Annotated in this window: 13 protein-coding genes; 9 read left to right on the top strand and 4 right to left on the bottom strand. The window is 73.2% G+C overall.

What is annotated here, in order from left to right; translation table 11 throughout:
• Window positions 1–56: 56 nt before the first annotated feature.
• The gene (locus tag FYC51_RS05270; protein WP_222863204.1) at window positions 57–1,397 is read left to right on the top strand and encodes an aminotransferase class V-fold PLP-dependent enzyme; all 1,341 of its coding nucleotides are present in this window, start codon (window positions 57–59) and stop codon (window positions 1,395–1,397) included.
• Between the two features lie 25 nt (window positions 1,398–1,422).
• Here FYC51_RS05270 and FYC51_RS05265 read toward each other — a convergent pair whose 3' ends face one another.
• A complete protein-coding gene (locus FYC51_RS05265; RefSeq protein ID WP_148732586.1) occupies window positions 1,423–1,887 on the bottom strand; it encodes a hypothetical protein in 465 nt (154 codons plus the stop codon).
• A 92-nt stretch (window positions 1,888–1,979) separates the two neighbouring features.
• On the opposite strand from FYC51_RS05265, the gene pstS reads away from it, so the two are divergent.
• From pstS to FYC51_RS05245, 4 genes are read left to right on the top strand one after another with little or no spacing between them, the layout of a single operon-like run.
• Complete coding sequence (gene pstS / locus FYC51_RS05260) at window positions 1,980–3,053, top strand: phosphate ABC transporter substrate-binding protein PstS (RefSeq protein ID WP_148732584.1); 1,074 nt, start codon at window positions 1,980–1,982, stop codon at window positions 3,051–3,053.
• A 52-nt stretch (window positions 3,054–3,105) separates the two neighbouring features.
• Window positions 3,106–4,035 carry a bile acid:sodium symporter family protein gene (locus FYC51_RS05255; RefSeq protein WP_148732582.1) on the top strand — a complete coding sequence of 310 codons (930 nt, stop codon included), beginning with the start codon at window positions 3,106–3,108 and terminating at the stop codon, window positions 4,033–4,035.
• Between the two features lie 46 nt (window positions 4,036–4,081).
• Window positions 4,082–4,933, top strand: coding sequence for a hypothetical protein (locus tag FYC51_RS05250; protein ID WP_148732581.1), 852 nt, complete (start codon window positions 4,082–4,084; stop codon window positions 4,931–4,933).
• Between the two features lie 52 nt (window positions 4,934–4,985).
• Window positions 4,986–5,483, top strand: coding sequence for an FBP domain-containing protein (locus FYC51_RS05245; RefSeq protein ID WP_148732580.1), 498 nt, complete (start codon window positions 4,986–4,988; stop codon window positions 5,481–5,483).
• Window positions 5,484–5,583: 100 nt separating this feature from the next.
• On the opposite strand, the gene FYC51_RS05240 is transcribed toward FYC51_RS05245, so the two are convergent.
• Together FYC51_RS05240 and FYC51_RS05235 are read right to left on the bottom strand one after the other, a co-directional pair.
• Complete coding sequence (locus tag FYC51_RS05240; RefSeq protein WP_148732579.1) at window positions 5,584–6,354, bottom strand: SGNH/GDSL hydrolase family protein; 771 nt, start codon at window positions 6,352–6,354, stop codon at window positions 5,584–5,586.
• Between the two features lie 183 nt (window positions 6,355–6,537).
• On the bottom strand, window positions 6,538–6,735 hold the full coding sequence (locus FYC51_RS05235) for a DUF1918 domain-containing protein (protein ID WP_148732578.1): 198 nt from the start codon (window positions 6,733–6,735) through the stop codon (window positions 6,538–6,540).
• A gap of 149 nt (window positions 6,736–6,884) precedes the next feature.
• Between FYC51_RS05235 and FYC51_RS05230 the strand changes: the two genes are divergently transcribed.
• Window positions 6,885–8,243, top strand: a complete 1,359-nt coding sequence (locus FYC51_RS05230; protein ID WP_148732577.1) for a GH1 family beta-glucosidase — start codon at window positions 6,885–6,887, stop codon at window positions 8,241–8,243.
• A 40-nt stretch (window positions 8,244–8,283) separates the two neighbouring features.
• On the opposite strand, the gene FYC51_RS05225 is transcribed toward FYC51_RS05230, so the two are convergent.
• Window positions 8,284–9,834 carry a PucR family transcriptional regulator gene (locus FYC51_RS05225; RefSeq protein ID WP_148732576.1) on the bottom strand — a complete coding sequence of 517 codons (1,551 nt, stop codon included), beginning with the start codon at window positions 9,832–9,834 and terminating at the stop codon, window positions 8,284–8,286.
• A 131-nt stretch (window positions 9,835–9,965) separates the two neighbouring features.
• Between FYC51_RS05225 and gabT the strand changes: the two genes are divergently transcribed.
• The 3 genes from gabT to FYC51_RS05210 are packed head-to-tail and all read left to right on the top strand — an operon-like array spanning window position 9,966 to window position 14,146.
• Window positions 9,966–11,324, top strand: a complete 1,359-nt coding sequence (gene gabT, locus FYC51_RS05220; protein WP_148732575.1) for a 4-aminobutyrate--2-oxoglutarate transaminase — start codon at window positions 9,966–9,968, stop codon at window positions 11,322–11,324.
• Complete coding sequence (locus FYC51_RS05215) at window positions 11,321–12,631, top strand: Glu/Leu/Phe/Val family dehydrogenase (RefSeq protein WP_148732574.1); 1,311 nt, start codon at window positions 11,321–11,323, stop codon at window positions 12,629–12,631. The genes gabT and FYC51_RS05215 overlap by 4 nt, the downstream gene beginning before the upstream one ends.
• Before the next feature lie 45 nt (window positions 12,632–12,676).
• Window positions 12,677–14,146, top strand: a complete 1,470-nt coding sequence (locus tag FYC51_RS05210; protein WP_148732573.1) for an NAD-dependent succinate-semialdehyde dehydrogenase — start codon at window positions 12,677–12,679, stop codon at window positions 14,144–14,146.

Raw genomic sequence — 14,146 nt, 5'->3', positions numbered from 1 at the left:
TGCGGGCTGCCGCCGCCGGCCGTACGTTCGACGCCAACCCACCCCGAGGAGCCGCCGTGATCGCGACCGATGTGCGCACGCCAGTGCGTGCGGGCGCGCTCGGCGCGTCGACGGATGCCGCGTCCCGGCCCGCGCTCGGACCCCTCGCCGCGCTCGCCGACGCCGGCCTCGAGGTGCCCGTGCTCGGCGGACGCACGGTGCGGCACGTGAACCTCGACGTCGCGGCATCCGCTCCCGCGCTCGACGCGGTCGCGGCCCACGTCGCCCGCGTGCTGCCGTACTACGCGAGCGTGCACCGCGGCAGCGGCTACCCGTCGCAGGCCACGACCACGCTCGTCGAGGACGCCCGCGTCACCGTCGCGCGCCACGTCGGCGCGCGCGACGACGACCTCGTCGTGTTCACCCGCAACACGACCGACGCGCTCAACCTGCTCGCCGCGGCCGTGCCCGGCGAGACCGTCGTGCTCGACATCGAGCACCACGCCAACCTGCTGCCCTGGCGCGAGCGCCGGGTCGTGGTCGGCCGCGCGACGATCGCCGAGACGCTCGAGGCCCTCGACGCGGAGCTCGCCGCCCGTCCGGCCGCACTCGTCTCGGTCACCGGCGCCTCCAACGTGACGGGCGAGGTCCTCCCCGTCGCCGCGATCGCCGCCCTCGCGCACGCACGCGGCGCCCGGCTCGCGGTCGACGCCGCGCAGCTGCTGCCGCACCGCAGGGTCGACCTCGCGGCATCCGGCATCGACTACCTCGCGTTCTCGGGGCACAAGGCCTACGCGCCCTACGGCTCGGGCGCGCTCGTCGGACGCGCCGACTGGCTCGACGCCGCACCCGCCCACCTCGCGGGCGGTGGTGCGGTCGAGTCCGTACGGCTCGACGCGACCGCGTGGAAGCACGGGCCCGAACGGCACGAGGCCGGCACGCCGAACGTGCTCGGCATCGCCGCCATCGCGCGGGCGCTCGACGAACTCGACCGGCTCGGCGACGACGCCCGTCGCACGCACGAGGACGCGCTCACGGCGCGCCTGCACGAGGGGCTCGCCCGACAGCGCGGCATCCGGGTCATCCGCGGCTTCGACGACGCCGACGACCGGCTCGGCATCGCCACCATCGAGGTGGAGGACGGGTCGGTCGGGCTCGTCGCCGCGGCGCTCGCCGCGGAGCACGGCATCTCGGTGCGCGCGGGCCGCTTCTGCGCGCATCCGTTCTTCGACCGGGTCGCGCGCCGGTCCAACGGCCTGCGCGCCAGCCTCGGCGCCGGCTCCTCGGCCGATGACGTCGACCGGTTCCTCGACGCGCTCGCGCGCCTCGTCGCCGACGGCCCGGCGCACGCCTACGAGCGCACGCCCGCCGGGTGGTGTCCGGCCGTCGACGACCGCCCGCGGCTCGTCCTCGACTGAGCCGGCGGGGAGATCCTGGCGCGCGCTACCCGAGCACTTCGCAGACGTCGACGATGCGCCCGGTGCCGTTCAGCGGCACCACGATCGACCCGTCGGGCGCGGCGGTGAACGAGAAGTCGCCCGAGATCAGGGCGAAGCCGGCCACGGGGTCGGTCACGAGGTTCCTGCCGGTCATCTTGGTGAACGTGTCGCCGTTCGGCAGCGTGCTCTGGTGGAAGCTGCCGGAGATCGACCAGGTCTCCGACGCGTCGGTCGAGGTGTTCGTCACCGTGGCGACGAGGCCGGGCGACGTGAGGATGAAGCTCCCGTCGGGCCGCTCGATCGTCTTCGCCTTGCCCTCGATCTCGACCAGCACGGTGAACGGGCAGATCCCGGCCACGTCGAACGAGCCGCCGACCGAGTCGGGTGGCGCCGCGGCGGCGGGCTGGGCGACGCCGATCATAGCGACGGCGGCGAGCGTGACGGCGGCGGATGACAGCCAGCGGTTCATCGTGACTCCTCGGTCGTGCGCGGAGACGAGACGCCGACCGGCGGTCTCGCCGTTCAGTGGGCCCATGGTAGCGATTCGCTACGATGGCCCGCATGCCCGCGTCCCGTCCCGCCGCCGCGATCGGACTGATCGCCGCGGCCGCACTCGTCCTCTCGGGCTGTGCCGCGAACGAGATGGGCGACGCGCGGAGCGACCTCTCGGGCACCCTCGACGGCGCCGGCTCGTCGGCCCAGGGCGCCGCGCAGGACGCATGGGTCGCCGGGTTCCAGCGCGCGAACGCGAGCGTCACGGTGAACTACGACCCCGCGGGTTCGGGCGCCGGACGCGAGCAGTTCCTCGTCGGCGCGGTCGGATACGCCGGCAGTGACACGGCGCTCTCGATCGACGAGACCGAGTCGGAGACGCCGGAGTGCGCGGTGGGCTCGGGCGCCGTGAACCTCCCCGTGTACCTCTCGCCCATCGTGCTCGCGTTCAACGTCGAGGGCGTCGATCGCCTGCAGCTCGACGCGGACGCGGTGGCGGGGATCTTCTCGGGCGAGATCGAGCGGTGGAACGACCCCGCGCTCGCCTCGCTCAATCCCGGTGCGGCGCTGCCCGACGCGCGCATCTCACCGGTGCACCGCTCCGACGACTCGGGCACGACCGAGAACTTCACCGACTACCTCGCCGAGGCGGCGCCCGAGCACTGGCCGTTCGAGCCCGACGACGCGTTCCCGATCGAGGGCGAGGCGGCCCAGGGCAACTCGGGCATCGCCGCGGTCATCCGCGACGGCGCGAACGTCATCGGCTACCTCGACGCCTCCCGGGCCGATGGGCTCGACGTGGCCACGCTGCGCGTCGGCGACGAGTTCGTCGAGCCCACCGCCGCGTCGGCGGCCGCCGTGGTCGACGTCTCGCCGATGCAGCCCGGCCGCGCCGACGACGACCTCGTGATCGACGTCGACCGGGCCACCACCGAGCCCGGCGTCTACCCGCTCGTCCTCGTGAGCTACGTCATCGCGTGCCGCGAGTACGTCGATCCCGACGATGGCGAGCTCGTGCACGCCTACCTCGAGTGGGTGTCCAGCGCCGAGGGGCAGGATGCCGCGGCCGACGACGCCGGATCGGCGCCGATCTCCCCAGCGCTCCGCGAGCGCGTGCAGGCGGTCGTGGCCGGAATCCGCTGACCCCTGAACGGGCCCATTCCCTCGCGGGCCCGGCATGAGCGACACTGTCCGCATGGGATCAGCGTTGACCACCATCGGATTGCCCGTCGCCCTCGGCATCATCATGTTCGGCCTGGGCCTCGCCCTGACGCCGCGCGACTTCGCACGCGTGGGGCGCCATCCGAAGGCGGTGATCATCGCGCTCCTCTGCCAGCTGCTCGTGCTCCCCGCGCTCTGCTTCGGCCTCGTGCTGTGGTTCCAGCTGCCGCCCGTGCTCGCGGTCGGCATGCTGCTGCTCGCCGCGTCGCCCGGCGGCACGACCGCCAACCTCTACAGCCACCTGTTCCGCGGCGACGTCGCGCTCAACATCTCGCTCACCGCGTTGAACTCGGTCATCGCGGTCGTCACGCTGCCGCTCATCACGAACCTCGCGATCGCCTACTTCCTGCCGGGCGACGAGGCGCTCGGGCTGCAGCCGGCCAAGGCGATCGAGGTGTTCCTCATCGTGCTCGGGCCGGTCGTGCTCGGCATGCTGGTGCGCTGGTGGAAGCCCGCCTTCGCCGACCGCATGGACCGGCCCGTGCGCATCGCGTCGATCGTCATCCTCGTCGTGGTCATCGCGGGCGCCATCGTGTCGAACCTCCAGCTCCTGCTCGACAACTTCGGCCGACTGGCGGGCATCACGGTGCTCTTCTGCATCCTGAGCCTCACGCTCGGCTTCGTCGTCCCGCGGATGCTGCGGGTCGACCGTCGGCAGGCGATCGCGAGCTCCTTCGAGATCGGCATCCACAACGCGACGCTCGCGATCGTCATCGCGCAGACCGTGATCGGCAGCGTCGAGATGAGCCTGCCCGCCGCGGTGTACGGCGTGCTCATGTTCTTCATCGCGCTCGGCTTCGGCTTCCTCATCCGGGGACGCGGAGGCGACCGCGAGGCGCGGCGCGACGGCGTCGCTGCCGAACGGGCGACGGATGCCGCGGAGGTGACGCCGCCCGAACGCTGACCTGCGGCGCGCGGGCGCCGACCCGGCGGGGAGGCCGGGACACGACATGGGAATCGAGCACGAGGATCCGCTTGAGCGCCGACGCGAGGAGCTTCGGCGGATCGTCTACGGCACGCGCGACGGTGCCGAGAGCGCCGCCGCGACGGAGCTGGCCGAGATCGAGGCCGAGCTCGCCGCGCGTGCGAGCCCTGCGGCGCCGGCGATGCCCGCGGCATCCGTGTCGACGGACCGGCTCGTCTCGCCCGTCTCGTCGGGCCCGCGCGACTCGCCTCGATCGACCGGCACACGGACCCGGGACGGCGGCACCGACGACGTCGACGATTCGGATGCCGCGGGCGACGACGACGCGCCGGCGGCCGACGAGGGCCGCACGGTGGCGACCACCGCGCCGCCCGTCGCCGAGGAGCCGCCGCCGCGCTGGCGGCCCACCCGCACCCAGGTGGTGGTCGCCGCGATCGCGGGGTTCCTGCTCGTCGCAACGGGCATCGCGCTCGTCGGTCCCGCGCGCGACGCCCTCTCGCCGCCGCGCGGGCTCGGCGTGTTCGAGCACGAGCTGCTGCCCGACGACCTCGAGCTCGCCGACCAGGTCGCCACGGGCGCTCGTCTCGGACCCGACGAGGCGGCCACGCTGCGGTCGCTCGGGCGTGCGTTCGGCTACGAGTTCTGGGTGTTCCGCGACGACGGCCGCGTCTGCATGCTGTCGCGGCGGCTGTACTTCTTCGACTGGGAGCGCTCGTGCGCGACGCTGCAGGAGTTCCAGGCGCACGGGCTCACCCGCCTCATCGCCGCGGACGACATCCGCAACGGCGCGCGCCCGCGCCGGGTCGGGCCGGGGGACGTCGTCGTCGTCACGTGGGGGCCCGACTCCACCGAGATCGACTGGACGGTGGAGCCCTGACCCCCTTCCCCGCGGGGTTCGTACACTGGGAGGGGCGCACGGGAGGGGATGCATGCAGCCGCTGATCGAGACCGAGATCCGCGAGACGTTCGGCAACGCGAGCGATGCGGAGCTCGCCCAGCTGTCGCTGCCGCACGACTTCCCGCTCACCGAGTGGGCGCACCTCGACGCGTTCGCGTGGCGCGACCCGCGCATCTCCGGTCGCGGCTACCTCGTCACCGAGCTCGACGGCGAGCCGGTCGGCGTCGTGCTGCGCGCGGCCGGCGCCAACGGCTCCCGTCATCGCGCCGCGATCTGCAACCTCTGCCACACGGCGCAGCCCGGCGACCAGGTCGAGCTGTTCTCGGCGCGCAAGGCCGGCGCCGCGGGGGAGCGGGGCGACAGCATCGGCACCTACATGTGCAGCGACCTCGCCTGCCAGGAGACCGTGCGGCTCGGCCGTCCGCCTGCGCCGTCGGAGGTCATGCCGAGCGTGCGCGAGATCGAGCGCATCGACGGGCTCGCCCGCCGCACGCGCGCGTTCGTCGCCGACGTGCTCGGCGCGGCCTGAGCGAGCGGATGCCGCGGGCGCACGTCAGTGCGCCGATTCCGACAGGCAGCGACGTCGGCGGGCGACTGCCGCGGGCCGTCGTCGAGGGCGTCTGCGCACGTCAGTGCGCGGCATCCGGCGCCAACGGCTCGAGCGTGGGACGCTTCGCCGTGCGCCCGTCGCCCGACGAGCGCCCCGTGAGGCGGCGGCCGATCCACGGCAGCACGAACTCCCGGTAGTACGTCGCGGTGTTGCGGCTGCGCGGACCGGGCGGCGCCGCCGCGACCTCGGCGACGCCCCACTCCTCGGGCGTCGCGACGCCGATGGCCGTGAGCACGTTGCTGGCGACGCGGGCGTGCCCGAGCGAGTTGAGGTGCAGCTTGTCGGGCGACCAGTAGCGGATGTCGCGCAGCCCCCGGTCGTTGAAGTTGTCGACGAACGTCACGCCGTCGAGCTCGGCGAGGTCGCCGAGCGCCGCGGTGAGCCGCACGCCGCGTGCGTCGAACACGCGCCCGAGCGGCAGGTGGTCGGTGGGGTTCGCGCCGCTGAGCATGAGCACGTGGATGCCCTCGTCGCGGATGCGATGCACGGCCTGGCGGAAGCGGTCGGCGACGCGCTCCTCGGGCATGCGCGGGCGCAGCATGTCGTTGCCGCCGCCGTTGAAGCTGATGACCTCGGGGCGCAGCGCGATGGCGGTCTCGAGCTGCTCGTCGACGATCGGCCCGAGCTTGCGGCCGCGGATCGCGAGGTTCGCGTAGCCGACCGGCTCGCGCGCGGCGATGGCGAGCCCCATGGCCACGAAGTCGGCCCATCCGCGCACGCTGCCGTCGGGCAGCTCGTCGCCGACCCCCTCGGTGAAGCTGTCGCCGATCGCGGCGTAGGAGTGGAACATGGGCTCAACGGTAATCGACGATGCCGCGGCATCCGCTCGAGTGCGTCGGCAACCGCCGGCATCCCTCGAATGCCCTGCGCTCCCGACGACAGCGACGTTTCCCTCGCGCGACTCCTGAAAACAAGGACGCAGATGCGACAGAGCGCGGCGTCCTTGTTTTCAGGAGTCGCGAGGGTGGAACGTTCAGGCGTGCGACTGGTGCTCGTGCTCCAGCTCGCAGTCCGCGCCGGGGTAGAGCAGCGTCTCGTGCCCGTCGTCGAAGCGGACCATGTAGGGCGGACCGCCGTCCGCGCCGCGGACCTCCAGGATCTCGCCGTGGCGGTCGGACTGGCCGACCTGCTTGCCGTGGATGACGAGGCGTTCGCCGACCGCTGCGTGCATCGTTGCTCCCTCCGGTCGTTCCAGCGTACGCCGGGGCCCGTCGGCGCGGAAGGGACGGAATGCCCCTCCCGCCGAGCGCACCGGGCGGCTAGGGTGGGCGGAGTGGGTCATCTGTCCCACTTCCACGGCTCCACGACGGCGAGGTTCCCATGGTCGATGCGCGCACGCTCACGTTCCCGGCGGGCTTCCGATGGGGCGCGGCCACCGCCGCGTTCCAGGTCGAGGGCTCGACGCGCGCCGACGGGCGCGGCCACTCCATCTGGGACGTGTTCGCCCTCACGCCGGGACGCATCCTCGACGGCTCGAACGCCGACATGGCCGCCGACAGCTACCGTCGCTGGCGCGACGACCTCGCGCTGCTCGCCGAGCTCGGCGTCGACGACTACCGCTTCTCGATCGCGTGGCCGCGCGTGCAGCCCGACGGCACGGGCGCGGTGAACGCGGCCGGGCTGGACCACTACGCGCGAATGGTCGACGGTCTGCTCGAGGCCGGCATCCGCCCGCTGCCGACGCTCTACCACTGGGACCTGCCGCAGCCCCTCGAGGACGCCGGCGGCTGGCTCGCCCGCGACACCGCCGCCCGCTTCGCGGACTACGTCGAGCTCGTGCTCGCCGGCATGGGCGATCGCGTCGGCCACTGGATCACGCTCAACGAGCCGAACATGACGACGTTGCAGGGGTATGCGCTCGGCACGCTCGCACCGGGGCACGTGCTCATGACCGACGCGCTGCCGACCGCCCACCACCAGCTGCTCGCCCACGGGCTCGCCGTCCGGGCGATCCGCGCGGCGGGCGACGCCGAGGTCGGCATCGTGAACAACCACACGCTCGTCGTGCCGGCGACCGAGGATCCGGTCGACGGGTTCGCCGCCGCCGCGTTCCACGCGATCTACAACCGCGTCTTCTCCGACCCGGTGCTCGCCGGGCGCTACCCCGACCTCTCGGTGCTCGGCCTCGAGCGGATGCCCGGACTCGAGGACGGCGACCTCGACGTGATCTCCGCACCGCTCGACTTCTACGGCGTGAACTTCTACAACCCGACGCGGGTCGCCGGGGCATCCGCCGACTCGGACTTCGCGGCCGCCGGGCTGCCCTTCGAGCCCGTGGAGTTCGACGGCGTTCCCGTGACCGGCTTCGGCTGGCCCGTCGTGCCCGAGGCGCTCACCGAACTGCTCGTGACGCTGCGCACCGACTTCGACGACGCCCTGCCGCCCGTCGTGATCACCGAGAACGGGGCGTCGTATCCCGACGTCGTCGTCGACGGCCAGGTGCACGACGCCGAGCGCATCGCCTACCTCGACCGGCACATCCGGGCCGTGCACGCGGCGATCGGGCGCGGCGTCGACGTGCGCGGCTACCTCGTGTGGTCGCTCATCGACAACTTCGAGTGGGCCGACGGGTACACGCAGCGCTTCGGCCTCGTGCACCTCGACCTCGAGACCGGGGAGCGCACCCGCAAGGACTCGTTCGCCTGGTACCGGGAGCTGCTCGCGGCGCAGCGCCGCTGAGCGGTCGGATGCCGCGGGGCCGCGCGGCCGCGGCATCCGCTCAGTCGACGGCGAGGAGCGCCGCCCAGAGGTCGGCGCGCGCGTGGAACCCCGAGAGGTCGCGGCCGAGCAGCTTCTCGGCGAGCGCGACGCGGCTGCGCACGGTGTGCCGGTGCACCCCGAGCGCCTGCGCGGTCGCGTCGAACTGGCCGCCGTGCTCGAGCCATGATCGCGTGGTCTCGAGGAGCGACGTGCCGTGCGCCTCGTCGTACTCGGTGAGCGGGGCGAGCGTGGCGAGGGCGACCGCCCGCGCGTCGGTGCGGGCCAGGAACGCGAGCACGCCCTGGCGGCTGATCTCGTCGAAGGCGACGACACCGGCCTTCGTCTCGCGGGCGCGTTCGAGCGCGCGCAGCGCCTGCTCGTGCGCGAGCGCCACGGCGTCGGCGGCGACCGCGTCGGAGATGCCGACGGGCACCTCGAACTCGGCGGCGACCTCGTCGGCGAGCGCCGTGTCGGCGTCCTCGAGCAGGATCACCACGGTGTCCTGGTCGCGTCCGAAGAAGAGGCGTCCGCCGCGCTCCTCGACGCGGAGCTCGAGCAGCTCGGTGAGCCGGTCGACGTGCTGGGCGGGCACGTCCGCGATCGCGACCCGGAACGGCGCTGCGGGCAGCGGGCCCCACATCTCGCTCGCGACGCGTTCGGCGAGGTCGGTGTCGCCCGCGAGGATGCCGCGGAGCAGCCCGGTGCGCAGGTGGCCGCGGGCGCGGTCGAGGTCGCGGTTCTGCTCGAGCGCGAGGCCGGCGAGCGCGATCACCGACGTGACGACCTCGCGGCCGGCCTGGTCGAGCTCGGCGGAGTCGCCGATGGCGAGCACACCGCGCAGCGCGCCGCCGCCGCCGAGCGTCTGCAGCGTGATGCGCTGCGGCGCGCCGACGGACTCGCCGGCCACGAGCGAGCGGCTCGCGCGCTGGCCGCGGCGAAGCATGGAGCGCGCCTCGCCGACGACCTCGCCGAGCGCGGGCTGCTCGAGTCCGCCGTCGGGCGCCTCGCGGTCGAGCGTGCCGGCGGCGTCGATGAGCCCGACCCAGGCGTCGAGGCGATGCGAGAGCTCGCCGAGCGTCGCCGACAGGCCGTCGGGCCGGAGCGCCGCGAGCGAGATCGCCCGCTGCGCGGCGAGCGCCCAGGCCTGGCGGGCATAGGCGTCCTCGGCGAGGAGGTCGGCGACGAGGCGCGCGATCGCGATGAACGGCGTGCGGTAGGGCACCTCGAAGAGGGGGAGGCCCTGCCGCGCGCAGGCGTCGACGAGCGCGTCGGGCGTGCCAGCGCGGATCACCTCGGTGCCGAAGCCGAGCGCGGCGATGCCGGTCTCGAGGAGGCGCCGAACGTAGGCGTCGGCGAAGTCGGGCTCGTCGGCCTCGGCCCGCTCGAACTGCGTGCCCGTGGTGAGCAGCACGTGCCCCGCGTCGAGGAACGGCGCGGGGTCGACGAGGTCGGACGAGTGCGCCCACACGACGGCCGCGTCGAGCGCCTCCGGCGGCAGCGAGGCGGGCGGGGTGAGCAGCGCCAGCCCCAGCTCGGGCCGGTCGAGCAGCGTGCGCACGGTCGGCTGCATGGGTGCCTCTCCTTGTACGCGGTGTCGAGCGACGTGCACCCGAGTGTACACGCGGGCGCTGAGGCATCCGTGGCCGTCGACCTAGCATGGGCGGCATCGCCACCGTCGTCACCCTTGCATCGGAGCAGACCATGACCCTCGTCGACACCCCGGCCATCGTCGCCGGAGGACCGGCCCTCGCGCAGGAGCGCCGCCTCGTCACCGCCATCCCCGGCCCCCGCTCGCAGGAGCTCATGGCCCGCAAGGCGGAGGCCGTCGCCAAGGGCGTCGGCACCACCATCCCCGTCTCGGTCGTCGCCGCAGGCGGAGGGGTCGTCGTCGACGCCGACGGCAACTCGCTCATCGACCTCGGCTCGGGCATCGCCGTCACCGGCGTCGGCAACTCGAACCCCCGCGTGGTCGAGGCCGTCGCCGCGCAGCTCAACGCGTTCACGCACACGTGCTTCACCGTCGCGCCCTACGAGGGCTACGTCGACGTCGCCGAGAAGCTCAACGAGCTCACCCCGGGCGACTTCGCCAAGCGCTCGGCGCTGTTCAACTCGGGCGCCGAGGCCGTCGAGAACGCGGTGAAGATCGCGCGCCACCACACCAAGCGCCAGGCCGTCGTCGCATTCGACCACGCCTACCACGGCCGCACCAACCTCACCATGGGCCTCACGGCGAAGAACATCCCCTACAAGAGCGGTTTCGGCCCGTTCGCATCGGAGGTCTACCGCGCGCCCCTCTCGTACCCGTTCCGCGACGGCGGCCTGACGGGCGCCGAGGCGGCGGCCCGCGCCATCCTGCAGATCGAGAAGCAGGTCGGCGTCGAGAACCTCGCGGCGATCATCATCGAGCCCATCCAGGGCGAGGGCGGCTTCATCGTGCCGGCCCAGGGCTTCCTGCCCGCGCTCGTGAAGTGGGCGAACGAGAACGACGTCGTGTTCATCGCCGACGAGGTGCAGACCGGCTTCGGCCGCACGGGCGCCTGGTTCGCGAGCGACCACGAGGGCATCGTGCCCGACCTCGTCGTCACGGCGAAGGGCATCGCGGGCGGCCTGCCGCTGTCGGCGGTCACCGGCCGCGCCGAGATCATGGACTCCGCCATGGCCGGCGGCCTCGGCGGAACCTACGGCGGCAACCCGCTCGCCTGCGCCGCCGCGCTCGCCACGATCGAGTCGTACGAGGAGGACGGCCTCATCGAGCGCGCCCGCGAGATCGGCGCGGTGCTCCTCGGCCGGCTGAACGCGCTGCGCACGGCCGATCCTCGTATCGGCGACGTCCGCGGCCGCGGCGCGATGGTCGCCATCGAGCTCGTCGACCCCGCCACGGGCGCGCCCGACGCGGCGCTGACCTCGAAGGTCGCCGCGTACGCCCATGCGCACGGCGTCATCGTGCTGACCTGCGGCACCTACGGCAACGTGATCCGCTTCCTGCCCCCGCTCACCATCTCCGACGAACTGCTCATCGACGGCCTCGCGGTCGTCGCGGAAGGACTGAAGAACGCATGACCGACGTGCTCGCGGCGACGACGACGTCGACCGCCCACGTAGACGCCCACGCGGCATCCGATCACATCGCCACCCCGCTCACCGACGCGCGCTCGCAGCTCGCCGAGGCCGTCTCGCTGCTCGGCTACGCCGACGGCCTGCACCAGATGCTCGCGACCCCGCGCCGCGAGCTCAGCGTCGCGGTGCCGCTGCGCATGGACTCGGGCGAGAGCCGGCTGTACCTCGGCTACCGCGTGCAGCACAACTTCTCGCGCGGCCCCGCCAAGGGCGGCCTGCGGTACGCGCCGAACGTGAACCTCGACGAGGTGCGGGCGCTGGCGATGTGGATGACCTGGAAGTGCGCCCTGCTCGACGTGCCGTACGGCGGCGCGAAGGGCGGACTCGCGATCGACCCGCGCGAGCACTCCACGGCCGAGCTCGAGCGCGTGACCCGCCGCTACACGAGCGAGATCCTGCCGATCATCGGCCCGGAGCGCGACATCCCCGCGCCCGACATCGGCACCGACGAGCAGACCATGGCCTGGATGATGGACACCTACTCCGTCAACAGCGGCTACACCGTGCCCGGCATCGTGACCGGCAAGCCCATCTCGCTCGGCGGCTCGCAGGGCCGCGCGAGCGCGACGAGCCGCGGCGTCACGCACATCGCGCTCGCCGCGCTGCGCCACGTGGGGCTCGACCCCGCTCGGTCGACCGCGGCCGTCCAGGGCTTCGGCAAGGTCGGCGCGGATGCCGCGCGGTTCCTGTCCGAGGCCGGCGTGCGCGTCACCGCGGTGAGCGACCAGTACGGCGCCGTGGTGAACACGGCGGGCCTCGACATCGAGGCGCTGTCCGACCACGTGCGCGCCACGGGCTCGGTCATCGGATTCGCGGGCGGCGAGCCGCTCGACGGCGCCGACCTGCTCACCCAGGACGTCGACCTGCTCGTCCCGGCCGCGGTCGAGGGCGTGCTGCACGACGGCAACGCCGGTGACGTGCAGGCTGCGGTCATCGTCGAGGGCGCCAACGGCCCGACCACCCCGGCCGCCGACCGCATCCTCCGCGAGCGCGGCGTGCTCGTCGTGCCCGACATCCTCGCCAACGCGGGCGGCGTCATCGTCTCGTACTTCGAGTGGGTGCAGGCCAACCAGGCCTACTGGTGGCGCGCCGACGAGGTCGAGTCCAGACTGGAGGAGCGGATGCTCAGCGCCTGGCAGCACGTGCTCGGCTACGCCCGGGCCCGCGACCTCTCGCTCCGCACCGCGGCCACCGCGCTCGCCGTCGAGCGCGTCGCCGAGGCCCACCGCCTCCGCGGCCTCTACCCCTGATCGGGCACCACTCCCACCGGCCGGCATACACGAAACGGAACCAGAATGACCGACACCATGCTTGAGACGACGATCCTCGACCGGGTCGCCGACCGCCTCTTCATCGGCGGCGAGTGGGTCGAGGCGGAGGGCGGGCGCACGCTCGCCGTCACCGACCCGTCGACCGGCGACACGATCAAGGAGATCGCGGATGCCTCGCCGGCCGACGGCATCCGCGCGCTCGACGCCGCCGTGGCCGCGCAGGACGCGTGGGCCGCGACCGCACCCCGCGAGCGCGGCGAGCTGCTGCGCCGGGCGTTCGACACCCTCATGGCGCGGAAGGAGGACTTCGCCCTCCTCATGACGCTCGAGATGGGCAAGCCGCTCGCCGAGGCGCGCGGCGAGGTCGCCTACGGCGGCGAGTTCCTGCGCTGGTTCAGTGAGGAGGCCGTGCGCATCTCGGGCCGCTACGGGCTCAACCCCGAGGGCACGGGCCGCATGATCGTGTCGCAGCGCCCCGTCGGCCCGTCGTTCTTCATCACGCCGTGGAACTTCCCGCTCGCGATGGCGACCCGCAAGATCGCCCCCGCGCTCGCCGCGGGCTGCACCGTCGTCATCAAGCCGCCGGCCCTCACGCCGCTCACGACCATCGCGTTCGTGCAGCTGCTCGAGGAGGTCGGGCTGCCGAAGGGCGTCGTCAACGTCGTCACGACCTCGAAGTCATCGGCGCTGTCGGCCCCGATCATCGCCGACCCGCGCCTGCGCAAGCTGTCGTTCACGGGCTCGACCGAGGTCGGCCGCAAGCTCCTCGAGCAGTCGGCCCTCGGCATCCTGCGCACCTCGATGGAGCTCGGCGGCAACGCGCCGTTCGTGATCTTCGAGGACGCCGACCTCGACAAGGCGGTCGACGGCGCGATGATCGCGAAGTTCCGCAACATCGGCCAGGCGTGCACCGCAGCGAACCGCTTCATCGTGCACGAGTCGGTCGCCGACGAGTTCGCGAAGCGCGTCGCCGACCGCGTGCGGGCCATGAAGGTGGGCCGCGGCACCGAGGACGGCGTGAACATCGGCCCGCTCATCGACCAGGACGCGGTCGACTCGACCGACGCGCTCGTGCAGGACGCGGTCGGCCGCGGCGCCACCGTGCTCACGGGCGGCACCCGCATCGACGGCGACGGCACGTTCTACGCGCCGACCGTGCTCGCGGGCGTGGCGGCGGGCAGCCGCCTCCTGAAGGAGGAGATCTTCGGGCCGGTCCTCGGCATCACCACCTTCGCGAACGAGGACGAGGCGGTGCGCCTCGCCAACGGCACCGAGTACGGCCTCGTGTCGTACGTGTTCACGCAGGACCTCGCTCGCGGCCACCGCCTGATCGACCGCCTCGCCACGGGCATGATGGGCCTCAACACGGGCCTCGTGTCGAACGCAGCCGCGCCGTTCGGCGGCGTGAAGCAGTCGGGCATCGGCCGCGAGGGCGGCCTCGAGGGCATCCACGAGTACCTCGACACCAAGTACACGCTCATCCCGGTGAGCTGA

Source organism: Agromyces mariniharenae (genome assembly GCF_008122505.1).
Classification (GTDB): domain Bacteria; phylum Actinomycetota; class Actinomycetes; order Actinomycetales; family Microbacteriaceae; genus Agromyces; species Agromyces mariniharenae.
This window is presented reverse-complemented; position numbering and strand designations above follow the sequence as displayed.